This window comes from Filifactor villosus, from assembly GCF_042652965.1.
GTDB classification, from domain to species: Bacteria; Bacillota; Clostridia; order Peptostreptococcales; family Filifactoraceae; genus Filifactor; species Filifactor villosus.
This window is the reverse complement of sequence record NZ_JBHSHL010000022.1, coordinates 1-24738: the sequence shown is the minus strand read 5'-3', so window position 1 is coordinate 24738 and position 24738 is coordinate 1. Positions and strand designations below refer to the sequence as shown.

General features: G+C 44.5%; 23 protein-coding genes. 3 read left to right on the top strand and 20 right to left on the bottom strand.

What is annotated here, in order from left to right; all coding sequences use genetic code 11:
* Positions 1–399: 399 nt before the first annotated feature.
* The 3 genes from ACFO4R_RS06170 to ACFO4R_RS06160 form a co-directional block, all read right to left on the bottom strand.
* Positions 400–1653, bottom strand: coding sequence for a uracil-xanthine permease family protein (locus ACFO4R_RS06170; protein ID WP_379788180.1), 1254 nt, complete (start codon positions 1651–1653; stop codon positions 400–402).
* Positions 1654–1670: 17 nt separating this feature from the next.
* Positions 1671–2204 carry a bifunctional pyr operon transcriptional regulator/uracil phosphoribosyltransferase PyrR gene (gene pyrR / locus ACFO4R_RS06165; RefSeq protein WP_379788179.1) on the bottom strand — a complete coding sequence of 178 codons (534 nt, stop codon included), beginning with the start codon at positions 2202–2204 and terminating at the stop codon, positions 1671–1673.
* A 229-nt stretch (positions 2205–2433) separates the two neighbouring features.
* Complete coding sequence (locus ACFO4R_RS06160; protein ID WP_379788178.1) at positions 2434–2745, bottom strand: helix-turn-helix domain-containing protein; 312 nt, start codon at positions 2743–2745, stop codon at positions 2434–2436.
* 146 nt (positions 2746–2891) lie between these two features.
* Here ACFO4R_RS06160 and ACFO4R_RS06155 point away from each other — a divergent pair, with 146 nt between their 5' ends.
* On the top strand, positions 2892–3068 hold the full coding sequence (locus tag ACFO4R_RS06155; RefSeq protein WP_379788177.1) for a hypothetical protein: 177 nt from the start codon (positions 2892–2894) through the stop codon (positions 3066–3068).
* 314 nt (positions 3069–3382) lie between these two features.
* The gene (locus ACFO4R_RS06150) at positions 3383–3913 is read left to right on the top strand and encodes a zinc ribbon domain-containing protein (protein WP_379788176.1); all 531 of its coding nucleotides are present in this window, start codon (positions 3383–3385) and stop codon (positions 3911–3913) included.
* 42 nt (positions 3914–3955) lie between these two features.
* Here the strand turns inward: ACFO4R_RS06150 and ACFO4R_RS06145 are convergent, their stop codons facing one another.
* The 8 genes from ACFO4R_RS06145 to hprK form a co-directional block, all read right to left on the bottom strand.
* The gene (locus ACFO4R_RS06145) at positions 3956–5329 is read right to left on the bottom strand and encodes an aminopeptidase (RefSeq protein ID WP_379788175.1); all 1374 of its coding nucleotides are present in this window, start codon (positions 5327–5329) and stop codon (positions 3956–3958) included.
* Positions 5330–5557: 228 nt separating this feature from the next.
* The gene (locus tag ACFO4R_RS06140; protein WP_379788174.1) at positions 5558–7168 is read right to left on the bottom strand and encodes a M20/M25/M40 family metallo-hydrolase; all 1611 of its coding nucleotides are present in this window, start codon (positions 7166–7168) and stop codon (positions 5558–5560) included.
* Between the two features lie 388 nt (positions 7169–7556).
* Entirely contained in the window at positions 7557–7991 is a 435-nt protein-coding gene (dut, locus tag ACFO4R_RS06135) for a dUTP diphosphatase (RefSeq protein WP_379788173.1), read from the bottom strand.
* A gap of 280 nt (positions 7992–8271) precedes the next feature.
* On the bottom strand, positions 8272–10437 hold the full coding sequence (locus tag ACFO4R_RS06130; protein WP_379788172.1) for an ATP-dependent helicase: 2166 nt from the start codon (positions 10435–10437) through the stop codon (positions 8272–8274).
* Between the two features lie 195 nt (positions 10438–10632).
* Complete coding sequence (locus ACFO4R_RS06125; RefSeq protein ID WP_379788171.1) at positions 10633–11451, bottom strand: nitroreductase family protein; 819 nt, start codon at positions 11449–11451, stop codon at positions 10633–10635.
* Positions 11452–11525: 74 nt separating this feature from the next.
* Positions 11526–12836 carry a CCA tRNA nucleotidyltransferase gene (locus ACFO4R_RS06120; protein ID WP_379788170.1) on the bottom strand — a complete coding sequence of 437 codons (1311 nt, stop codon included), beginning with the start codon at positions 12834–12836 and terminating at the stop codon, positions 11526–11528.
* A gap of 43 nt (positions 12837–12879) precedes the next feature.
* The gene (locus ACFO4R_RS06115; RefSeq protein WP_379788169.1) at positions 12880–13803 is read right to left on the bottom strand and encodes an ROK family protein; all 924 of its coding nucleotides are present in this window, start codon (positions 13801–13803) and stop codon (positions 12880–12882) included.
* On the bottom strand, positions 13803–14741 hold the full coding sequence (gene hprK / locus ACFO4R_RS06110; protein WP_379788168.1) for an HPr(Ser) kinase/phosphatase: 939 nt from the start codon (positions 14739–14741) through the stop codon (positions 13803–13805). Before hprK ends, ACFO4R_RS06115 begins: the two co-directional genes overlap by 1 nt.
* A gap of 469 nt (positions 14742–15210) precedes the next feature.
* Between hprK and ACFO4R_RS06105 the strand changes: the two genes are divergently transcribed.
* A complete protein-coding gene (locus ACFO4R_RS06105; RefSeq protein ID WP_379788167.1) occupies positions 15211–15441 on the top strand; it encodes a glutaredoxin family protein in 231 nt (76 codons plus the stop codon).
* Positions 15442–15688: 247 nt separating this feature from the next.
* On the opposite strand, the gene recA is transcribed toward ACFO4R_RS06105, so the two are convergent.
* From recA to ACFO4R_RS06060, 9 genes are all read right to left on the bottom strand, one after another.
* Positions 15689–16801 (bottom strand): recombinase RecA, encoded by a 1113-nt coding sequence (gene recA, locus ACFO4R_RS06100; protein ID WP_379788166.1) that lies wholly within the window; start codon positions 16799–16801, stop codon positions 15689–15691.
* Between the two features lie 574 nt (positions 16802–17375).
* Positions 17376–17834, bottom strand: a complete 459-nt coding sequence (locus ACFO4R_RS06095; protein WP_379788165.1) for a SoxR reducing system RseC family protein — start codon at positions 17832–17834, stop codon at positions 17376–17378.
* A gap of 652 nt (positions 17835–18486) precedes the next feature.
* A complete protein-coding gene (locus ACFO4R_RS06090; protein WP_379788164.1) occupies positions 18487–19359 on the bottom strand; it encodes a hypothetical protein in 873 nt (290 codons plus the stop codon).
* A 608-nt stretch (positions 19360–19967) separates the two neighbouring features.
* The gene (locus ACFO4R_RS06085; RefSeq protein WP_379788163.1) at positions 19968–21503 is read right to left on the bottom strand and encodes a cobyric acid synthase; all 1536 of its coding nucleotides are present in this window, start codon (positions 21501–21503) and stop codon (positions 19968–19970) included.
* A gap of 6 nt (positions 21504–21509) precedes the next feature.
* On the bottom strand, positions 21510–22334 hold the full coding sequence (locus ACFO4R_RS06080; protein ID WP_379788162.1) for an energy-coupling factor ABC transporter ATP-binding protein: 825 nt from the start codon (positions 22332–22334) through the stop codon (positions 21510–21512).
* Positions 22335–22345: 11 nt separating this feature from the next.
* Complete coding sequence (cbiQ, locus tag ACFO4R_RS06075; RefSeq protein ID WP_379788161.1) at positions 22346–23050, bottom strand: cobalt ECF transporter T component CbiQ; 705 nt, start codon at positions 23048–23050, stop codon at positions 22346–22348.
* 12 nt (positions 23051–23062) lie between these two features.
* Entirely contained in the window at positions 23063–23839 is a 777-nt protein-coding gene (locus tag ACFO4R_RS06070; protein ID WP_379788160.1) for a sirohydrochlorin cobaltochelatase, read from the bottom strand.
* Positions 23840–24175: 336 nt separating this feature from the next.
* On the bottom strand, positions 24176–24469 hold the full coding sequence (locus ACFO4R_RS06065) for an energy-coupling factor ABC transporter substrate-binding protein (RefSeq protein WP_465254258.1): 294 nt from the start codon (positions 24467–24469) through the stop codon (positions 24176–24178).
* Positions 24453–24738: energy-coupling factor ABC transporter permease (locus ACFO4R_RS06060; RefSeq protein WP_379788158.1), on the bottom strand; the 286-nt coding region annotated here is incomplete at its 5' end. The genes ACFO4R_RS06060 and ACFO4R_RS06065, both read right to left, overlap by 17 nt.

Genomic DNA, 24738 nt, shown 5'->3' with positions numbered 1-24738 from the left:
TCAATCTTTTTGTAAGCTGAATACGGGTTTGTTTCAAGTCATACAAGCTTTCCTCTTCCAATATTTTTCAGAGATATATTCACCCTTGAAAAAAAGCCTTTCCTCCTTGATTTTTAAAAGAACCGGATCTATGTGTAAAATAGTTTTAATACTATTATCTATTAAAATTGAAAGGTTAAATGCTTTGAATCATATCATCCTCAAATTGTTTTTTTGGCAATAATAGATGTTTCATATCCGACATTTCAAACGAAGAATAGTATAAACATCTCACTCTCAATCAATTTTCTGTACTTTTTATGAATGGATTCAATTTATTTTCAATAAATTTTTGAATAGAAAACGCCTTGTGTTCCGGTATCTTCCCGAGCACAAGGCATTTTTCATATACAACTCTATTTATTTTTTCTGAAACTCGCCATGGTATAATACTCTGTTTATCAAAACTCCGATGATTGCTGCAAGGCTAAGGCCCGAAAGCGCGACCTTATCGGTAATCGGCAAAGCGATGTTCAAGCCTACATTGTGTCCCAACCCTAAGATAAGGATACTTGCTATGATGATAAGGTTCTTCGGTGTGTATTTGACCTTCATATCCTTCAAGTTCTTGATTCCGATATAGGCGATCATCGTGAATAACATCAGCGAAATCCCCCCCATAACAGGTACGGGAATACTTCTCAACACGCCACCGATTTTCCCGATAACTCCCAGAAATATCGCAAAGACCGCAGCGATCCTTAGGATCTGCGGATTATAGTTTTTTGTGATTGCAAGGACTCCGGTGTTTTCTCCGTAGGTCGTGTTTGCAGGTCCGCCCAAGAAACCCGCCACCATGGTCGCAAGTCCGTCTCCAAGCAAAGTCCTATTCAACCCGGGATCTTCGATAAAGTTTTTGCCTACTACGGTTCCGTTGGTCGTCACATCGCCGACATGCTCCATAAATACAGCAAGCACGACAGGAACGATCATCAGCACCGCACCGATATCAAACTTGGGAAGGGTAAAACTTGGCACTTGTATCCATGCCGCCTCCGTGATCAGTGTCGTATCCACTATATTAAAGTAAAGAGAAATACTGTAGCCTATAATCACGGCGATCATGATTGCCAACTGTTTGAAAAATCCCTTGCCCAACTGCGAGATTGCAACCGCTATACCCAAGGTGATAAAGGCAACTGCAAAGTTGTTCGATGCCATAGACCAAGCTGTGGGAATAAGGTTAAATCCGATGACCATAATCATGGGCCCTATCACCTGAGAAGGGAAGTACTTGGTTATCTTCTCAACTCCCACCGCTTTTACAAGCAGGGAAATAAGCACATAGACAAAGCCCGCAACAACGATCCCTCCCTGTGCGAAACGAAGATCTCCGTACTGCTCTCCCACCGCTATAATCACAGGGATGAATGCAAAGGAAGATCCGAGAAATACAGGCACCTTCCTCTTAGTGCAAAGGTGAAAGATCAATGTTCCTATCCCTGCACAAACCAAGCCTACCGAGATATCAAGCCCTGTCAGAATCGGAACCAAAACCGTCGCTCCAAACATCGCAACCAGATGTTGCAATGCCAGGATAAGCTTTTGGATCGTGCCCACTTTAATACCTTCTATATGAAAACTCTGTTCCACTATTGCTTTGTTTTCCGCCATTTCGTTCTCTCCTCCAACTAGTCTTCCAATATATATACTCCGGTTTTTCCGTCCACCTCATCCAAGTTGACATTTACAATCTCACTGTGTGAAGTCGGCACATTCTTACCTACGTAGTCCGCACGGATGGGAAGTTCCCTGTGTCCTCGATCAATCAGCACTGCAAGCTGAATGAGTTTCGGTCTTCCGATATCAATCAAAGCATCCATAGCGGCCCTTATCGTCCGCCCCGTATAAAGCACATCATCGACCAATACGACCTTTTTCCCTGTAATATCGATGTCGGGCTTGGTCATATTTTCCCTGGCCGTCTCCCTATCCTCAATATCATCCCTGTAACTGCTGACATCAATCTCCCCTACAGGGACTTCTTCGTGTTCGATTTCCATGATCTTTTTTGCGATCTTTTCAGCCAACGGAATACCCCTTCGATAGATTCCTACGATGATCAGATCATCCGTACCCTTGTTGCGTTCCAAAATCTCGTGGCTGATCCTGGTGATTCCTCTTTCCATGGCTGCCTTGTCCATGATCTGAGCTTTCTCCTTCATCCTCTTCTCCTTCCTCTGCTTTATAACCTTGAAAGGCCGATGTTTATGTACAACAACGACACAGCATCCTCGATACAAAAAAACTTTCCGCACAAAAAGAATGCGGAAAGCCGTCGTCGTTCCCTCAGCCCTTTTGTGTATCTCGTACATCAATTTAAAGGTCCTCCTTATTATAATGCAAAATTCTATTCTTTACAAGATATTTTGTTTGAAATCAAATGTCAGTTCCTCACTCTTTAGACATCGCCTTAATCAACTCATAGATAAGCAAAACATTCTTTTCACCAAGCTTATAAAGCGCTATCATCATTTCATTGAGCAATTTGGGATCATTCTTCTCAAAGTCAAAAAAATCCTTCGGGGAAACCTGCAGATACTCACATATGTGAAAAAACATCTCCATAGAAGGAAATGACTTTGCATTTTCGATTTTGTTTATATAACTCTCACTCTGTCCCAAAGAAAGGCTCATATCACGTGCCGAAACTCCCTTTATAGCCCTCAACTGATTTAATCTTTTTCCAAAACACTCAGCCCACATTATACTCCCCCTCCGAGTATAATTTTACTCCAATAAATTTCATAAATAGATAATATAATTATCTATTTATATTGACATATATACTTATATGATGTATTCTTTAATTATCTTATAAACTGTACATATGGAAAGGAGGGGAGTTTATAATGGTTGGAGTTTTAATGGTTGTTATATTTATTATCAGCAATGTTATTGTATCTTCAATAAGAGGGTTGTTTATGAAAATAATAGGTGCAACTGTAATGCCCTTTAAAATATCAACTCAGCTTATAATCAGTGGGGGTCTAACACTTATGGCAATGGAACTGTTAGGTCTCCTTTAAAACTTTTTTATCCCAGATTATTTACGAAACTTACGAGAAGTATCCGAAATTTTTTTCAATCAAAAAATCTTTCATATCTTTATTTATTGTATTTGTCCAGATGTATAATGAAAGAGTATGTCTAAACCAGTTTTTTAAGATGTATGTGACAAGGGTTTGTTTCAAAAACTATTTCGTGAATAATTTTCGTTTATCTATCTCTTAAGAAACAGTATTTGTTTATTTCTGAGAAGATAAAAGTATTACTCAAAAAATATATTTTTTACTAAAAGGTATTCAATGATTATTAAGTAAGAAGAAAGGAGAATTAAAAGATGTTTTGTTCTAACTGTGGCTCGGAAATCACAGGAAATATGAATTTTTGTTCTAATTGCGGTTTTAATATGAACAACAACTCTACACAAATACGAAATGAAGATGATCTCGTTACTTTTGCATTCAATGAGGTTTTCCTTAATTCGCAATCATTCGGAGATAAGGTTTATATACCTCGCAAAGACAGAATAAGTAAAAAAATTGAAACGAATCTTGACAGATTTTATCTCGATTACCGTGATGAAGTACCTCTACTGATATTTGACTACTCTGATCATCTTAGACAAGGATTTGTAATAACGAACCAAAAAATTGTATGGAAGTATGGAGAAAAAGTTGAAAAAAAAGATATTTGGGAAATATTTGATGTAGTTGTTGAAAAAGCTGTATTAGCAAGAGTAATGCGACTTATAGATTTCAACAACAAAAAATCTGGACGGATATTTTTAACAGGAATAAGACCCGACTTAGAGTTCGTGGAGAAATTTTCGGAATTTATCGATCTTTTAGTTTCCATCTCTAATTCATAGGAAAAAGCTATTTGATCTTAAGATCAAATAGCTTTTTCCGCTTTAGTTCTCCAAAAATACTCTATAAGCTTCCGATGTCATATAGATGTCGAGTTTGCTTGAAAGTTCAAACGGTGAGTGCATATTGAGGACGGCAGTCCCGCAATCGAGAACTTCCGCTCCGTAGCGCGCGAGGTAACAAGCGATGGTTCCACCGCCACCCGCATCGACCTTGCCGAGTTCTCCGGTCTGCCACACGATCCCTTTTTCATCAAATTTGGAGATTACTTCATGGAGGAATTCCGCGTTGGCATCGCTGCTTCCTCCCTTGCCTCCGGCTCCCGTATACTTGGTTACACAGACTCCCTCTCCCATATAGGCCACGTTCATCTTATCCGTAACCTCCGGAAAGTTCGGATCATAGGCGACATTGACATCCGCTGACAGAACCTTTGCACTGCCCAGGCATCTTCTCACCTTCAAACAGCAATATTCGTTTTGAAGCTCGACAAGTTCGGACACGACGTTTTCCAACAGGAGAGAATCCATCCCCGTATTCCCCGTCGAGCCGATCTCTTCTTTATCCGCAAACAGGGTGCAGGCAGTCCGTTTAGGAGTCTTGATCCCAAAAATTGCCTTCATGGCTGCAAAAGTGCATACTCTGTCATCCTGTCCGTATCCTCCGACCAAACCTCTGTCCAAGCCGACATAACGGCTTTTTCCTGCCGGTACAAGCTCGATTTCCGCTGACAGAAAACTCTTTTCTTCAATATTGTACTGCTTCAACAACAGGTTTAAGATGTTTTGCTTGACCGCGTCTTTTTCCTCCTCTTTGAGGGGAATGTGTCCGAATACCACATTGAGTTGCTCTCCTTCAATCACTTCGGAGGCCTTCTTTTCCATTTGTTTTGCAGAGAGGTGGATTAGAAGATCATTGACACAGAAGACGGGATCTTCCTCTTTATCTCCGATACAGATCTCGATCTTCTGCCCGTCCTTCGTATAGATGACTCCGTACATCGCCAAAGGCACACAGCCCCATTGATACTTCTTGATTCCTCCGTAATAATGAGTTTTCAGAAACGCCATATTTCCCTCTTCATACAAGGGATTAGGCTTGAGATCCAGGCGCGGAGAGTCGATATGTGAACCGACAACATAAATTCCCTTTTGCAGTTCCTCTTCTCCGATAACAAAGAGAAGTACCGCCTTTCCCTTATGGTCGACAACAACCTTGTCTCCGGCCTTCAAGCTTCCTGCCTTCTGATAATGGGAAAGGTCTTTATACCCTTGTTCCATAGCCAAACGCACGATTTCCTTGGCACAGGTCCTCTCCGTCTTGGATGCATCCAAAAAGTCCATATACTCCTTGGAATAGTGTTCTATCTCGATAAGTTGATTTTCACTCATACTCTTCCATCCGTTTTTTTGTTCCATTGTATCTGTTCCTTTCTATTTATTGTTTCTTCAAATGCGGTTTTAGTGCCTTTGGGTCTAATTTATTTTTGCCTTAACAACATTTTCTTTCGTATAATATACAATCCTTATTCTGTAACCGAAGGGTTTGGATACCTATATCCTTTCTATCTTCGGTATTTTGATCCGACGATTCAGGCTTTGTACTCTATCTCCGAGTGTAATCCTGATGTGGCGGACAATCTTGTTCTATTTCAGTTCATTCATATGCTCAAGCAGGTAGAGGAGATACTCGGGCACAAGCTCAAAGGCGTCTTTTTCATAGACCCTCTCGGTCAGCTTGTGGAGGTCTTTGCCCCAAGGTCCGAGGTTAATCCCGGGAATATTCAACTGACCCAGTGTATCGAAGTCGATGTTATAGAGTTCTTTGTCGATTGCCATCGATTCGAGGACCGCCTTATATTCTTCCGCAGGTTTGTCCAGCCCGCAGTAACTGATATCGCAGATTCCCATAAAATATTCTTCCGCCTTCAGATTCGCTCCGTGTACTCGAGAAAGATAATCCCGATAATGTCGCTCGATTTTTTGGATAATAACTCCTTTACCTTCAATATCCCTGCTTCTGAGCGCCGGATAATAAGGAGGGGCGATGGCGATAAGGACAAGAGGATCCTTGGTATCGTAAAAGTCGAGCAGATCACAAATAAGAGAGATGGTAATGTCCTGGTACCCCTCTCCCTCTACCGAAGCTTCCTTCGCCTTGAGGCACAGGGTCTCATAATAGGGCCCGAATCCTTCCTTCATTTTGCAGAGTTCGAGAAGCTCCTCAAAAAACATCACCTTCGGCTTAGGGTTGACCTTGGTTACGGCATACTGTTTTTGCAGTTTGGAGTAGTTGTCGTAATATTCCTCCATAGCCTCTTCACAGAGGTTTTTGACTATCTCCAACAAGTCCTTGGGGCTTCTTTGGAGGTAGAGAATACTGAAATACCCCGATGCTCTAAGGGCAGTCGACACATCATACTGCTCCTTCATATCCCTCAGATAACTCCACGAAGGCAGAGGAGACTTCTGATCTCCCGCTTCTTCCGCCAGTTCGGGATGGAGATCGATCTTGTCCGCAACCTTTACAAGCAACGAGATCGCATTCATTCCATGGAGAGGTTCTTTGATATGCGAGAGGATGCCTTGGGTCACGATGACGGGCATCAACTTGCCGACGGAGCCGACGTGAAGCACCTTTTCATCTTCTCTCTCACTTTCGAAGGGTTCACTGTCGATTGCCAAAATATAGTTGAGATCATAGGTCTTCTTCAACTCATCCAAGAGACCGATCGCCGCCCTCATCCCCTTCGAATAGGATTCTTCATCGCATACGGATAGATAGAGCACATTGACCTTGGGGCTCTTCGACCTGCTGTACTCTTCGATGACCGTCAGCTGAAGGGCAAGAGCCGCCTTCATATCCGCAGTTCCTCTACCGAAATGCCAATGCGGAGAATCTATGTCTTTTTTGACGTTTTCCGAAAAGGGAAGATGCCTGTATGCCTCCTTCAATTTTTCATTGTCGAAGGCAATCTCGGAAAACCTTCCATAATCTTCCACATCGACGGTATCGTGATGATGAAAAAAGACTACGGTATCCTTAAATCCGTGATCCACCAAGGCCCAAACCACACTTCTCCCGTGGTAGTCTCCCTCTATGCCGTAAGAGCCGAAATACTCGGGTCGGGTCTTAAAATAAGAGATCTCTCCGATTTTTTCTATCAGAAAGGTTTCTATATCCCTTTCCATTTCCGTATTTGTAAAACTTTTTACCGATACGCTCTCATCCAAAAGTTGCTTTACCCTATCTTTCATAACTCACATCCCTTCCGTTTTTTCAAAACCCCTGAGCAAACATTGCACAAAGATGTTTTCTGTATCCATATCCGCAAGCAACAGAATCTTCGATTGAGTATAACTCTCCTGATACCCCCACAAAAATACAGGAAGTACCGCTCAAAGACGCAAAATGATTTCTCCTTTGTTTTTTACGAAGTGTAGAAACCCTTTCCAAATACAAACTTTCGACGAATGGTTTTGTTCAAGAAAAACCGATTTTTCGCTACTTTTTGGAATTATGCGGTGTTTTCTACAGTTTTTGCGGGCGTAATCGTGTTATCGGTTTATCTCTCTGAGCGAAACCTGATCTGCGTCCGCTTGCTTGAACAATAAGCTATGTGCTTCATGCAGCAAACTGTAACGTCTATACTCCCGAAGAGCCGAACCCCTTCTCTCCCCTGGAGGTGTCCGTACCGACATCGGAGGTTTCTTCCACCTTGACTTGCATAACGGGAGCAATGATCATTTGGGCAATCTTCATCCCCTTTTCGACCTTGAAGGGCTCTTTCCCGTGGTTGATCAGGATGATGCAGAGTTCGCCCCGATATCCTTCATCGACGGTTCCCGGACTATTCAAAACCGTGATCTGATGTTTGAGAGCCAAACCGCTCCTCGGCCTTACTTGAGCTTCCGTATGTTTGGGAAGTCTCATCTTCAAGCCCGTGTGGACCAAAGCACTCTCTGAACTTTTTATCACGAGTTCCTCAATCGAAAACAAATCCATCCCTGCATCTCCCTCGTGTGCATAGAAGGGGATGACCGCATCCGGATGAATTTTCTCGAACAATACCTTTTTCATACCTTCACCTCCTTTGTCCGCCAATGCGTAATTCAAAACATCGATGTAAAATCACTTTTATATAAACGATGAATTTCTTGATGATTTTCCAAAATTTCATTTTTGACAAATACGTAGGAAAATCAAGACTTCAAATTTATTCAGCATTATCCTATCGATGTTCTCCGTCTTGATCGTTCCCTCTTAAAACTCTCCTGTAGCGGACTATATTCTACGATCGCCTTGTTTCCTGTTCATATCGTTTCCAAAAATATGAGATTTCAAGCCGATCAAGACCTGCCTATTTCAGCAGATGCAATTCTACAAGCGAGGTGTCGATCTTCTTGATTCCCTTGGATTCGAAGACGATGGTATAGACCCCTTTTTCTCCGGCAACGACGGTCCCCGTTCCGAATACCTTGTGTTTTACCTTGCTGCCCGGAGCAAAGTCCTGACCGTCCTTCTTCTCTTCCTTGACAGCTCTCTCGATATGAGCCTTGTACTTTTTACGGTACTTCTCGTAGATGGAGGCGGTCTGTCCTTTCAGCGAAGTTCCGGCATCTCCCTTTAGATACTCGGGAGAGATATCCTTCAAAAACCTTGAAGGGATTGCCATTTCGGTCTTTCCGTACAAGGTTCTCTTCGTTGCATAACTCAGGTAGAGTTTTTTCTTCGCCCTCGTCACACCCACATAGCAGAGTCTTCTCTCCTCCTCGAGTTTCAGCTCATCGTAGACCGAACGTGCACTTGGAAACAAGCCGTCCTCCATGCCTGCGATGAAGACCGCTTCAAACTCCAAGCCCTTGGCACTGTGAAGGGTCATAAGGGAGATCCTGCCTCCTGTGTCACTATCATCCTGATCCGTCGCCAGCGACAGGGAATTTAAGAAGTCGGCAATGCCTTCCTCCTCTTCTTTATTTTTCTCATAATCCTTTGCCACCGACATAAACTCGCCAAGGTTTTCCAACCGACTTCTGCTCTCATCGCTCTTGTCCGACTGCAACTCCGTATAGTAACCGCTGTTGGACAAGATTTTTTCGATAAGCTCATCGAAGGAAAGGACCTGAGCCATAACCCGAAAGGTTTCCATCATCTTGATAAAGTCTTTGAGAGCTGTTCTCTGCTTGGGCGAAAAATCATACATAGCGTCGTTTAGAATATATTGATAGATGCTCAAGCCCGCCTGTTCCGATAAGACTTCGAGCTTTTCGATCGTCTTCAATCCGATTCCCCGTCTGGGCACGTTGACGATCCTCTTCAGGGATACGTCATCTCCCGTATTAGATACCAGTCTCAGATAGGCCAGAATGTCCTTGATCTCCTTGCGATCGTAGAACTTCATTCCTCCGTAGACCTGATAAGGAAGGTCGTTAAGCACCAGTGCATCCTCGATTGCCCTGGACTGGGCATTGGTGCGGTAGAGGATGGCAATTTCACTGAAATCAACACCTTTACGATGCAACGAATGAATTTCGTTACTGATCCACACGCCTTCATCCTGTTCCGAATAGACCTTCTTCAAGGTGATCGGCTCTCCGTCTCCGTTGCTTGTCCAGAGTTTTTTTCGCATCCTTCCCGTGTTTTTTGAGATCACATCGTGGGCTGCATTGAGGATGGTCTGCGTAGACCGATAGTTTTGCTCCAAGCGGATGACCTTGGCGTCCTTATGGTCCTTTTCGAACTCAAGGATGTTACGAATATCCGCTCCCCTCCAGGCATAGATGGACTGATCGTCATCGCCTACGACGCAGAGATTGCGATGTTTTCCCGCGATAAGGTTAATCAATTGATATTGAAGGTAGTTTGTATCCTGATACTCATCGACCAGAACATGCCTGAACTTCGTCTGATACTTCTCTCTGACCTCCTCAAACTCCTTCAGCAGTTTGAAGGCGAGAAGAAGGATGTCATCGAAGTCCAGAGCGTTGTTTGCCGCCAACCTCTTCTGATACATCTCATAGACATCATAGGCCTGTCTCAACTCAGTAGTCAAAAGTTCTTCCTTGGGAAAGCCCTCGACAAACTTGAGCTCGTTCTTCCAATCCGAAATATGGGAGAGAAAAAAAGAAGGTTTTACCTTATCACTGACCTTCTTGACCTTCATACACTCCTTGATAAGAGAAGTTTGGTCGTAGGTGTCGTAGACCACAAAGTTTCTGTCATAGCCGAGTTTGTCGATATGGGCTCTCAATATCCTCAAAAACATAGAGTGGAAGGTTCCTATCCACATTCCGGTCACCGATACGCCCAAGAGAACCTCCATCCTCTCCTTCATCTCCCTCGCCGCCTTATTGGTAAAGGTGAGGGCCAGGATTGCAGACGGCGATATCCCTTCTTCTATCAGGTAGGCGATCCTGTGTGTAATCACCTTCGTTTTTCCCGATCCCGCTCCCGCAAGGATCAGCAAGTTTCCATCCGGTGTACATACCGCATCCCTTTGAGGTTCGTTCAATTGCTCCAAATTCATCTTCCATCTCCCGATCCTAAAAATTTCCTCATACTTGCTTTGTGAACTTCCAAATAAAACCTTAAACAGACCCACCATCTTAAGCACAGATCCGTCTAAGGTTTGTTTTTCGGTATACATAAGTTCCGTGTTCTTTCTTTGTTTCCCGGTTCAATTCTTTTATTCTCTCGTATTTCGATATACGAGAACTCGGTTCTATAAGGTGTAGACCGCTCTGCAAGCGTAGTCTGCCGGGATCTTCATGGTCGAGATCGCCTTCTCGAGCTCCTCCTGCGACTTCTCAAGTCTTCGAATATGCAGGTTCATAAAGGCTTTTTCCAAATAGAGGAGGATAATCCCCGTTTCGAGATCCGTCAGCTCCTTGCCCCTGTTGAGCATAAACAGATAGATCTCACTTCCCTCCATGACAAATTTCCACGGCTGTTGATTGCCTGCCGAAGGAGCAAGTCGAACAAGTGAAAAAGCCTCTCCCACTCCCAGCTGATAGAGATCATCCCACATCACTTCATTTCCCCAGGAGGAAGAATATACGATCTCGGAGGCGGAGTTTCTGTCGCTCTTTTTCTCGATATCCTGTCTGAAATAGCCTTCGTAGGGGATCCCGACCGCCAAGATACCGGCGATAAACTCATCTTCCTCTACACCTAAGGCGATCTTCAACGCTTTATCGTTATTGGCCTCAAGCCAGCAGGTCCCAAGTTCCGCTTCTTCCGCCTTAAAACGCAGCGCTTCCATAAAGTAGCCGGCATTAACTCTGAAGTCGGAGCTGTCTTCTCCGTAAGCAAGGATGTAGTGAGGAGCCGCAATCAGATTACCGAAATAACCGACCTTCCCCTTAAGGCTTTCTTCCACATCCGTTCCGCGATAGACCGTCTTCACATTTACCTTGGATGCCGTCGGCAAAGTCAAGGAGGAGGCATAGTCCACCATTGCTTTGAGGACTTCTTCTCCCACCGATTTGTCCTTGAAATCTCTTACCGTCTTAAGACCTCTGATTATTTTTTCATAGTTCATACAATCACCCCATAGATAAATTTTGTAAAATTATGTTCCTACCTACCATTATACCCTATTCCCATAGGGGAACACTACCTTTTTGTTTTACAAATCTCGATTGCTCTTTGGTACAGAAGATCTTTTCGGTTTAAGCTGCTGTCCTCCAAAATTTCTTCATAGAGGAGCTCCAAGGTCTCTCCGATGTCAATCCCCTCAAAACCTATCTTAATCAGGTCATAGCCGTTGATCTTCATATCCTTCTTGGACACCGGTTCCTTGTTGTGCAGGATGTTTTTTACCCTCGACTCAAAATAATCTTCCCTCAACTCACAGCTTCGGTTGGCCTCTCTGAGCTTGACGACATTGTTGATCCCGTCTTCTCCCATCATGGCGATCATCTTTTTGAGGTCCTTCTCCGAAAGGTTCCACTGATTCATGTCGTAAAACTTGACGATATTGACCACCTGCTCAATAAGGTTTTTTGGATATCTCAAGTCCTTCAGGATCATAAGTACCATATTCGAGCGAAGGTGCACATGATTTTGATAGATGGATTTTTCGGTAACAAAGGGCTTGGTGATCCCGTGGAGCAGCGCTGCCAAACGAAGCTCCAAGACAGGCTCTACCGACGAGAGCACGCAGAGCATATGTTCCAAGGCAAAGCCCTCCTTCTTCGTCTTTGCGTCGTTGAGGTAGAAACTCTTGTCCAAGTCGGGGATGATGTATTGCAAAAGCCCCGTTATGCTGAGCAATCTCATTCCCTTGGATGAGAAGTCCGCCAAAATGATTTTGCTCAACTCCTCCCTCACCCTCTCCTTGGATACCTTCCTTATCATCGATGCACAGGTCTTGATCGTATCGAAGGTCCTCTCTTCTATGAGGAAGTCCAACTGTGCACAGAAGCGGACCGCCCTCATCATCCTCAAGGGATCTTCAACAAACCGATCCAGAGGCTCTCCGATGGTTCGGATCAGCCTTCTGTCGATGTCTCCCTGACCGTCAAACAAGTCGATCAGCCTTCCATCCTTCGAGTAGGCAAAGGCGTTGATCGTAAAATCCCTTCGAGATACATCCTGCTCGATATCTCCCACAAATTCCACCTCGGAGGGGTGGCGATGATCAAAGTAGGTACCGTCCTTTCGAAAGGTCGTCACTTCGACGTAGTTTTTTCCATCGATGCCGATCTTAAGATTGCCGTACTTCCTCCCGACGTCGATCCTCTTAAACTTCGAAAAGATCTCCTCCATCTCTTCCACGCTCGCCGAAGTCGAAATATCATAATCCAGGTGCTCGCGTCCGATGATGGCATCGCGGATACTTCCTCCTACCAGATAGGCACTGTGGCCGTTTTTTTCCAATTCTTCCAAAATAAACAAGACATCTTCCTGTAACTGAATTTGCATCTTCCTTCTCCTTACAAAGTTTCTCACAGCTCAACGTCAGTATTTAGAGATTGAGCATAGCCGCACCGACTACTCCAGCATCGTTCAACAGTTCGGCACGCACGACCGAAGTCTTTTGTTTGAATTTGTTGAGAGCCTTCGCGTTACTTTTCTCCTCTATCTTCTCCAGCAGAGGAGACAGCCCCTTTGAAAACCCTCCTCCAATTGCAACCTTATCCGGCAAAAACATATTGATAAGGTTCCCGATCCCGATCGAGAGATCTTCGACAAAACGATCCGTGATCCGAACCGCCGCCGCATCCCCTTGCGCATAGGCCTCCAAGATCTGTATCGGGCTCAACCCCGAGGGTCTCAAAGAAGTGTTGAGAGTGTTTTTCTCGAGGAACAAGATCGCCTGCTTCGTAAATCCGGTCGCCGAACAAAAGGTCTCAAAACAGCCGTTGTTCCCGCAGTTGCAGTCAAAGTCGTTTTTTCGGATACTCATATGTCCACACTCAGGAGTAAATCCTTGGGTAGAGGTATAGAGAGAACCGTTCAACACCAGGGAACTTCCTATTCCCGTTCCCAAGGTGAGCAGGATCGCGTTTCTACAGTCTTTCAAGGCTCCGAATTCGTGCTCCGCCAGTCCTGCAACATAGGCATCGTTAGCAATTCTTACCTTCGCCCCCGTATATAGCTTCGAGAGTTTTTCTCCCAAGGCCTCCCGCTCTATTCCCAAGTTGACAAAGTTATAGACCATCCCGTCCTTGTCGACGTTGCCCGGTATCCCTACTCCGATCCCGACGATCTTTCCCGTCGTCGTTCCCGACTTCTGAGTTACACGATAGATACAGTGCTGAAGCCCCTCATAAAACGCGATCAGGTTCTTCGGGGTTTTGATCGTATATTTTTCCAAGATGGTGCCATCCCTTGCTACCATAGCCGCTTTTATATTGGTTCCCCCGATATCTATTCCTATATAATACACTACATTCCCTCTTCCTTACTTGTTTTTTTGAACAGTTTGTCGTTAAACTCCTGCGCAACGTTGTAACCGAGCATCTTCTGCCTGAAGTTACGTGCCGCTATTTCTATAATGATCGCCAGGTTTCTCCCCGGTCTGACCGGAACGACGTTCTTTTCGAGAGGCACATCGAAGATCTTCTCATACTCGGTGTCGATGCCCAGCCTGTCATAATACTTTCCCTCCTGCCAGTTTTCGAGGTAGACGACCATATCTATCACCTTGGAAGACTTCACCGCTCCCATTCCAAAGAGTTTCTGGATATCGAGCAGGCCGATCCCCCTAATTTCCATCAAATTTTTGGTCAGTTTAGGTGCTTGACCCACCAGGACTCCGTCCTCCAGCTTCTTGATCTCTACCACATCGTCCGCGATCAGTCTATGGCCTCTTCGAATCAGTTCCAAGGCGGTCTCGCTCTTTCCGACTCCGCTGGCCCCTTTGATCAGGATACCGATCCCGTCCACATCGACCAAGACCGCATGCATCACTTCCTTGGGCGCAATGATCTGATTCATATAGGTGACCAATTTGTTGATAAACATCGTGGTCGGAAGTTCACTGCACAAAAGATAACGGTTGTTCGTCTTTGCCGACTCTACAAACAGCGAAGTAGGCCTCATCCCTCTCGTTACAAAAAGAGCGGGGATCTCGTAGGAAAAAAACTTGTCCAACACTTCTCTTTGGGTCCTCTCGGACAAGGACATCAGGTAGGCGAACTCGACCTTTCCCATAACCTGGATCCTTTCTCTGGGGAAGTGCTCGTAAAAGCCTGCCAGCTGGATCCCCGGTCTGTTGATATCGGAGTTGTCAACAAAATAATCTCTGTCCTTGGGCTCCGCCATGATCTCTACGCCGAGATCCTTGACCATTCTCCTGACAGATATGTCCTTCTTCCATTCCAAATCCCTTCCCTCCCCTTCTTAGGAAAACACCGCACAAAGTCGAATTTCCGATTTTATAAAACACAAAGGTTTGTTATATCGACAGTTCCAAGAATTTCACCCTTCGTACAAAATTGATTTTATGCTGATGTTTTGAATGATGCAGTATCGCTTTAGATTTTTCCGTTTCTATTATCTCACACTTTCTCCGTCCTAACAATTTATTTGTTTTGTATTCTTTTGGAAATATTGCACAAAATATTACCCTCTTTCCACACCGTTTTATATCGGTATGTAAATGATTGATATCAATCTCACCGACTTCTCCAGGTCCATATCGTTTTGTGATGAGATAAATTTTCAACTATTGTGATTAAAAGGAAGATATAATGGTATAAGTAACTTATGAGAAACAACGGCCGTCATTCGACGGCAATTCGCAGTATCCTGCAGTATAAAATAATACAGTTATAGCAAAGGAGAGATTTTTATGAAAAAGGTAGTTATTTATACAAGTCCGACTTGTCATTTTTGCCACGAAGCAATGGATTACTTCAAGGAGAACAACATCGAGTATTCCGAAAAAGACATCAGCAAGGATCCCGAAGCAAGAAAATTCTTGATGAGCAATCGTATTATGGGTGTCCCGGCAATCTATATTGACGATGAACTTATTATGGGATTTGACAAGGCAAAGATTAATTCTCTTTTGGGACTTTAAGGATTCCATTCAAAAAAACCGTTCAAATCTTTCAAAAACTCTTGCAGGATGATCCGTCACGGCAAGAGTTTTTTTATGTAGAAAAGCAGGGGAAGATCCCCTGCTCCTTCTCCGTCCATCCTTTGGATGAGTAATACTATTCTCCAATAGAAGTGTAGTCATAGCCACATCTACAAACACAAAAATCCGTTTCAGCTCCTACAATACAAAGGATATTGAATCGATAGTTCCAATGGATAGAAACGGCCTAATCCTGTTCTACAGGGCCTTCTTCCGAAACTGTTTGATCTGTCTCCGGCATCTCTTCATCGATCTCCTGTTCCATATCCTCTCCATTCGACAAAATATGAGTTCTTATTTTCATCTCTATCTCATCTCTCAATTCCGCATTTTCAAGCAAAAACGTCTTTACATTCTCACGTCCCTGCCCCAACTTCGTATCGTTATAGGAATACCAGGCTCCCGCCTTTTCGATAACATCGAACTTTGCACCGAGATCTACGATCTCTCCCACCTTAGATATTCCTTCTCCGTACATAATATCGAACTCGGCCTGTCTAAACGGCGGAGCGACCTTGTTTTTGACGACCTTGACCTTGGTCCTGTTTCCGATGACTTCGTCTCCTTTTTTGATGGCATCCGAACGGCGAATATCCAGTCTTAGAGTTGAATAGAATTTCAAAGCCCTACCTCCCGTAGTTGTTTCGGGGCTGCCGAACATCACTCCTATCTTCTCTCTAAGCTGGTTGATAAAGATGGTCACAGTCTTAAAACGATTGATCGTTCCCGCAAGTTTTCGAAGAGCTTGAGACATCAAACGCGCCTGAAGTCCTACATGCGAATCTCCCATCTCTCCTTCGATCTCGGACCGAGGTACAAGGGCTGCAACGGAGTCGATGACCAGGATATCTATGATACCGCTCTTCACAAGGGATTCCGCAATCTCCAATGCCTGCTCTCCATTGTCCGGCTGTGAAATAATAAGATTGTCAATATCGACCCCCAGAGCCTTTGCATAAACAGGATCCAAAGCGTGCTCCGCATCGATGAACGCAGCCAAACCCCCTGCCTTCTGTGCCTCTGCAACGGCATGAAGAGCAACGGTCGTCTTTCCGGAAGATTCAGGCCCGTAGATCTCAACGATTCTTCCTCTGGGCAAACCACCCACTCCAAGAGCGAGATCCAATCCCAAAGAACCTGTCGATATCGTTTCGATATTCATCTTGACGTTATCGCCGAGCATCATGATAGAACCCTTACCGAAGTCCTTTTCTATCTTTGCCATCGTGGCATCAAGCGCCTTCTTCCTCTCCTCAAGACTTGGAGCATCGGTGTTTTTCTTGACATCTTTCTTATTCATAGCAACCTCCCCTGTATATCCTACTTAATTTTGCAAACATCCCAAATAATTTTTAGAACGTATGTTCTTTTTTATTATAGTGTTCCTATACTTCTTTGTCAACAGGAATTTTTATTTTCTCCCTTTATACAACTACAGACTTACTTTCGCAGGATCTCTTCTCTGTCAAAGCAGATCAAAACTAATCGAACACAAAACCCCTTCTCTTGCCAAGGAGTTTTGTCCTTTCATGTTGTCTTCTGTTCAAATTGACAGGTTGAGTGCTTTGAACTATGATATTCCAAGCTATCTTCGGATAATGACACCTTCCGCACACCTGACATTTCAAACGAAAAACACTGCCAATAGAGCATACCGATGCCGAAGAACTCAAACGCTCTTCGATATCACCCATGTCGATCCTCCATCCTATTTCAGGTATTGAGGAAACACTGTACAAGGATAAAATCCTTTTTCTCCTCTGAGTTTATAAAATATGATTATATCCTCTCATCCTCTGTGCAGCATTGATTCTATGCTGATTTTTCAAACGATGCGGCATTATCTCGGATCTTTTCTGCACCTATATCAAATCTTACTTCTGCACCGCGAGCAAGGGCTCAAATTCAGATCTCGGTGCCAGCTCGACAAGGGCGGGCTCGTACTTTCTCGATTCCTTGAGTTTATTGTCGTATCTGTGAATCACGGCAAAGGATATCCCCATGAACACCAATCCCGTAAAAAAGGACAGACCTTCCGACGCTCCGGTCTTATCTCCCAAGACCAAGTAGGATACTACTATTCCAAACATCAGGGCAAGCAACGGGATCCCATATGCGATCGCCGATGCCCGAAGCATATCGGGAGCAGTCATTTCAATGTAAACATAATCGCCTACCTCACACTCGATCATCCTGCGCGCCTTTACATCGACTTCCGGCTTCTTGCTTGAGCCGAGTTCGCAGGCACAACAGCTTCCACAGGCACTTTTACGCTTGACGTTTACAAGTGCGTAATCTTCTTTGATCTCTATCACTCGTCCCACTTCTCTCATTGTTCTTCAACTCCGTTTTTCTAACAAATTTTTATTCCCGCTACTAAGTATAGCAGACTTTCTCTTTATTTCCAAATCCGAGAAAAAAGATATCCCGTCGCAAACTTCCGAAGTCGCTCCTCACCTTATTATTTATATCAACCTTCCTTGATAAAACAAGTGTCTTTATATAAAGAGTTCCCCGACTCCATACCGCCTTCTCACACCTTAACATATGTCCAAATACTTTTTGTGTTTGTGGAGATTTATATATCCCCGTTTCATCGTATTCCGGGGAGATACTGTACAATTATAGAGAACAGAACGAAGCCTCTTTCACACAAAAAGTAAACTTCTTGGAATTGTCGATTTCACAAAATCTCTACACTGTATAAAACAACAAAAACAAGACCCCTCCATCAATACTCCGCTACTTATTGTTTATACCCCCGAGAAAAGATTATATTACAAGAAAAACAAAGTTTGCTTCAAAAATCTTTCATTTTTCGGGAGCGAAAAAGACGGCGGAAATATCCGCCGCCCTTTTCAAGAGGTTTTTATGAAAACAAAAACAACGATATAAGCAGTGCTACGCCTTCGGCTCTGTTTTCGATCCGCTCACAAATTCAATTTGAAACCCTGCCGAAAGATCCTTCCTCTATCCTGTACCCTTCTAACCTACACCGTCATACCATCCGGACGTTCTTCCAAAATTGTCATAGTTATCCTTGAGATACCTCTTTTCCTGTTCCTTATATTCTTCGTGCATTTTTAACTTCATAGGGTTGGTATAATTGGATTTCTTACTCTGGTAGAAGTTTATGGGCTGTTTTACATCGAAGATCTCCAGTCCCGTAATAAATCGGTTCATCCAATCTTTTTTTAGTTTCCGTTTTGTCTTTGGAGTGATCTCGATTGCGATCAACCCTCCGTTCGATGTGGTGCCTATCAGACAATCCTTATCTGAAGAAGTCGCCCTCTCATAGAGGATGGTTCCAAGGATCGCTTCCTTTCCTCCGAAGTCAACTTCCGATTCCAAACCTTGCTTAATCGAATCATAGATTCCCGAGATGATATCCATATTGATAAAGCCGCTTTCATTTGTGATCACGAGACTCTCTCTCGGAATATACGTCATATCGAGAACATACTGTTTCTCATCGACCCTTACCCTGTATATAGGGGACTCCATTCCGGTATAGCCCGCACTTACCTTTGCATTTTTGGGAACGCGAAAACTCAAATTTGCCGGATAGGAGAGCGGTACCCTCTTCTCCGTTTTGACATTATCCGGCTTCATATCCATGGTCACCTTTGTTCCTCCAATATTTCCATGAATAAAACCGTTGTTGTACCACTCTTTTTTTCCATTCTCAATCACTCGTGAAAATTCAGACGGAAACGAATCGATATACACCTCTTCCACTTCTTTAGGATCAATTGGATAAGGCTCTCCGTTTTGATCGAGATTTTTGATAGCCAACGAAGTCGTAGTCGTACCTATGATCAAGCAAGCGGCGAGAACAAAGCTGCAAAGTTTCTTCATAATAAACACCCTCCTTATTGAGATCACAAAAAATCCTTATACTATCATCCCCCTGCAAGGACTGTGATACAGTCCAAACCCGTGCTCATCCGAACCGCCTCAAACCTTGCGCAGTTCGCCTTACGGGGATCTCGGGAGACAATAATATCAACATCGCCTTATCGAAGATAAGGCCCTTCTCAAAAAAAATTGGGAAAACCTGCAAAAAATCGAGTTCTAAACCCCTTAGATCTATAAATAAAATGCTCGTGATCGAAAGTTTAACCTCTTTAGTCCTTCGACGTATTCTTATTCGATCTCGGGAATAGTCTCCATATTAAAAATAAATCCTATGTAAAACAGATTTTCAACCTGTATTTTTTGAATTTTCTTTAATCTATACTAAATATACCATAATTTTCTTCTTCACTCAATATATAACTCTAAATATTTCCACAAATTTTCGACAAAGATGTAGTGGATCCTTTAAGGTCGATGCCCTCTCAAAACAAATAGAGCAGATGATCCTCCTATTAGGATTACACCCCGTTCATTTCTTCGCGTATCCATCCCTTTTTCCATATCAAAAACGCCGAGCGAAAACGTATCGCTGCGGCGAATTTCAATCCTTAATCGATCCCTTCGTCCATAATACGATAGATCTTAGAGACATCGATATACTTCCTGACCTCATCGGCCAGCATGTCATACTGCATCTCTTTATAACTTCGGTAATCGTCTTCTTCCCGCTTCTGTGCCAAGCCCTTCCTTCTGCGAAGATTGTTCAGGATCGTCTGTGTAAAGTTCGCATTGTCGAAGATGCCGTGAAGGTAGGTGCCGAAGACATTTGCCCGGCTGTTTATCGCCCCGTCCGAGAGAGAAACTCCCTCTCCCGACTTCTCCACGATGTTTGAGAAATGCTCTTCTTCAACCTCGGTTCTTCCGCAGTGGATCTCGTAGCCTTCGACCTCAATCTCCTGCGGGATATGGAAGACGGAATCCTCTTCCTTGCCCGGCAGGACCTTCGCCCGTACTCGGGAGGTGATCTTTTCTTCCTCCATAAGGGTCACAGCCCTCAGAATTCCAAAACCTTCGATCTCGGTCTCAGCTCCTTCCAGACACAAGGGATCCATGATCTTAGCTCCAAGCATCTGATATCCTCCGCAGATGCCGCAGAGGGCGATTCCCTCCCCGTGCAATCTTAGGATCTCATCTTTAAACCCCTTCTCCTCAAGGTATTTCATATCTTCGATCGTATTTTTGGAACCGGGAAGGATGATCAGATCGCTGCCCTGAAGCTCTTCCGGAGTTTTAGCATAGGTCAGGGAGACATCCTCGTAGTTTCGTAAGACATCGAAGTCGGTAAAGTTGGACATATGGGGCGTCCAAGGAACACAGACGCGGATGTCCGCAGAGGTTGCAGCCCTCTTCAAACTCTCCGCCAGGGAGTCCTCTTCTTCTATCCGGATATCCTCCCGATAAGGCAGGATGCCCAGGACCGGTATCCCGGTCAACTTCTCTATCTTCTCGATCCCCGAAAGCAAGGTATCGGCCCTTCCCCTGAACTTATTGATGATGATCCCCTTAAAAAGCCTTCTCTCTTCTTCGGGAAGAAGCATGACCGTTCCATAAATCGATGCGAAGACTCCTCCCCTGTCGATATCTGCAACGAGGATGACGGGGGCTTTTGCATACATCGCTATCCCCATATTGGAAAAATCGTCCTCCATCAGGTTGATCTCAGCCGGACTTCCCGCTCCCTCCATCACCAGACAGTCATATTCTCCTGCCATCTCGTCAAAGGCCTGTTCTGCAAAGGGTCGGACTTCTTTTTTCATCTTGTAGTAGGTGTGGGCCTCTATATTTCGATAGACTCTTCCCATTACGATGACTTGGGTCATCCTGTTCCCGCTCGGTTTTAGGAGGACGGGGTTCATCCTCACATCGAGCTCCACCCCTGCCGCTTCCGCCTGAACGGCTTGAGCACGACCTACCTCCTTTCCGTCCGCCGTAATATACGAGTTAAGTGCCATATTCTGCGCCTTGAAGGGGGCGACCCTGTGTCCGTCTTGGCGGAGGATTCGACAGAACGCCGTCGCCAACCGGCTCTTGCCTGCGCCCGATGAAGTTCCCTGAAACATAATTCTCTTTGCCGACCTGTGCATAAAACTCTATCGCTCCCTCATCTTGTTATAACTGTTTGCATACTTCCTCAGAAAGGAAGTCTCATCTCTTTCCAAGGGAAAACCTAGATATCTCCAAGCCTTGACCAGAGTAGGCTCTTCCAGTCCCGCCTTTTGAAGAAGATCTCCCTGCTTGAAGATTTCGCCTGTTTCTCCCTGTGCCAGAATCTCTCCCTTGCGGATCACATAGATATACTCACACATTCTGTAGATAAAATCCATATCATGACTGCACAGGACTACGCTCCTGCCCTGCCGATCGACCATATCGTCTATGATGTGTTCGACGTGTTTGCGAGACTCAAAGTCGAGGCCGGCCGTGGGTTCGTCGAAGAAGACCTGTCCGGAATCCATGGCGATCGCTCCTGCGATGGCAACGCTCTTCTTTTGGCCGAAGCTCAAAAAATGAACGGGTTTGTGTGAATAGTCCCTCGTTCCCGTCTGATCCATTGCCTTTTCTACCTTGGAGCGAACTTCCTCCTCGGGATAGCCGAGGTTTCGAAGTGCAAAGGCAATATCGTCATAGACATTGGAGAAAAAAATCTGTTTTTCCGGATCCTGAAATACGATCCCTACATTCTTACGAAGCTCGATCAGACCCTTCTTGGAGTATTCCAGTTCCTTCCCCTTCAAGAGCACCTTCCCCTTCGTCGGTCTGTAGAAACCTAAGAAATTGAGGAAGAGAGTGGATTTGCCCGCACCGTTGGAGCCGACGATCCCGATACGGGAATACTTCGACAGATCCATTGTAATATTTTTAAGTGCAACCGTGCCGTCCTCATAGCAATAGGTGACATCCCTCATTTCCAACATAAACTCTCCCCCTAGCTCTTAGAATCATAATAAAATGTTCCGTTGAACAGCTTCATCGCAAGCGATGCCTGCATATCCTCATAACGGGTCATCACCCTGACAAAGAGCTGCTTGACCAAGATCGCAAAGGAAGAGAAGGAGATCCTGAGATTGCGATATCCGAACCTCATCTTTTGTGCTCGGTAGAGCTCGCCCGATTCTTCCAAAAAAATGGAGATGAAACGGTAGACAAGCACATACAGTTCAATAAAAACCTTATTGAAACGAAGGCGATAAAACGCCCTTGCCTGCTGATCCACAGATGTCGTCAGAGACATAAAAAACATACAGGAGACCGCCGCATTACTTCGCATAAACAGGAGCAGAGCCTGCATCGTGCCTTGTCTTGTAATACCTATCACAAAGTCGTTCCACCTTAAATAGGACAGAAATATCCGCTCCGTCTCCGCACCGTAGGATGCAAGCGACAAACATATCCCGACCATGCTCACGACCAGAAAGGACAGCGGCCACAGCATGATCTTGACATAGTTTTTGAAGGGGATCTCCGCCTTTATAACGGTCAGTCCTCCCATAAAGAGGATGACGGCTGCATGGATGAAGATATTTTTGACCGCGATCGACAAAATCAGCATCGCAAAGGAAAATAAGATTTTCTTTACAGGGTCCGCCTTCGCCAAACGATTGCTGTATGCATACTTGTCTATAATAAGCATCTCATCATCCCTTTAGTTCATAATTTCCGCCAAACGGTTCAAGCACAGTTTGTGATACTGTTCTTCTCCACCCAAACCTTTTAAGTGGGCGTCCACTCGGAAACCCTGACTCTTCAATTTCGTCTTGATCGAATCTTCTTCGTCCGAGGCCATATCGTTGATGGCGTGATCTCCTGCCACGATCATAAGAGGATAGAGATCGATATGGCTGTAGGCCTTCTGTTTCAAGACCTCATAGATGTCTTCCACAAAGTCCGCCCACTCGACATTGATGAGGTAGTGGTCTTCTCCTTTTTCTTTCAGGAGTTTCTCAAACTGCGCATAGTAAGCGTGAGCCTTGTGATTCGAGCCGTGTCCCATCAAAACGACGGCGGTCCCCTCTTCTTTTCTTCTGTCGGACAGGAAGGATAGCATCACTTCGACCTCTTCTTCTCCCGTCCTGTCATCCAAAAACGGTCTTGCGACCTTTATACTCTCAAACCTGTCTTCATACTTGGAGACTGCCCTTGTGATCTTTTCATACTCTACTCCGGGGATGATGTGAGTCGGCAAGACGAACACTTCCCTATAACCTTCCTGTTCGAGTTTCTCCAAGCACTCCTTCATATCCATGATATGCAGGGAATACTCGTTGTCGAGCTTTTTTCGGATCATATTGGAAGTAAAAACACGGAACACATCCGCTTCCCTATACTCTTTCTTCACTGCATCTTCGATCGGCTTGATATTCTTATCCCTTACTTCCTCAATGGAACAACCGAAACTTGCCACAATAATTGCCTTCTTCAATTTTCTCATCTCCTTTTCATCATATAGCGGCAGGTAACAGGACCTGCTTCCTTCCACTTATACCGTTATCCGTTCGCATCAAGGATCTGCACTTCACAAGAGGTGAAGTGATTTTTGTGATGAGCGAACAGGATATGTCCGCACTTCGATCGGACAAGGGTATCCATTTCTTCTTTTAAAAAAACTCCTCACGGCAAGACGGTTCCGAAGTGCTGCCGTGAGAGTTTTCTTTCATATGTCCTCTTTATTTTTTCTCTTGAAAAACTATGTTCTGCTCTTTCCTTCAACTCTTTAAGTTTCCAAATACCGGTTCGACAAATTCAGCTTGGAAGGTCTCTACTTTTTATTGCCCTTTTGCGCATCTCTCTTTCCCTTAAGGGTACCGATCCCATATCCTATAATTCCCGCTCCTATCGCAGCTTGGAGGGCAAACAGCAAACTTTCTATCTCTCCGCTGGCAGGTTCCATAAAGGGTTCAAACCAAGGTTCGTAGTCGGGATTGATCTCTTCGATCACACCTTCCGCCTGTCCGTCGGCACCGCCGAATTCCGCTCCTTTCATCGTAATAAGGGGAACTACCGCCAATACGATGACTAGGCCGATCAAAATTAAATTATTTGATTTCTTCAAGTTTATAACCCCCTTCTTTCTGATAATCGGAAATAACATTGTAGATCACCAAGGTCAGCAGCCCCTCCGAGATCGCCAAAGGGATCTGGGTGACTGCAAAGACTGTCAGGAATTTTACAAAAGAGCCCATAAACCCTGCGACGGGATCCGGGTGACCGATGGCCAGTTGTGCCGAAGTTACGACATAGGTCAACAGATCTCCTAGAGCGTGTCTACGCAATACTTTACAAAACGTAAAAAATGTGAGATACTCGTATAAAACAGAGGAG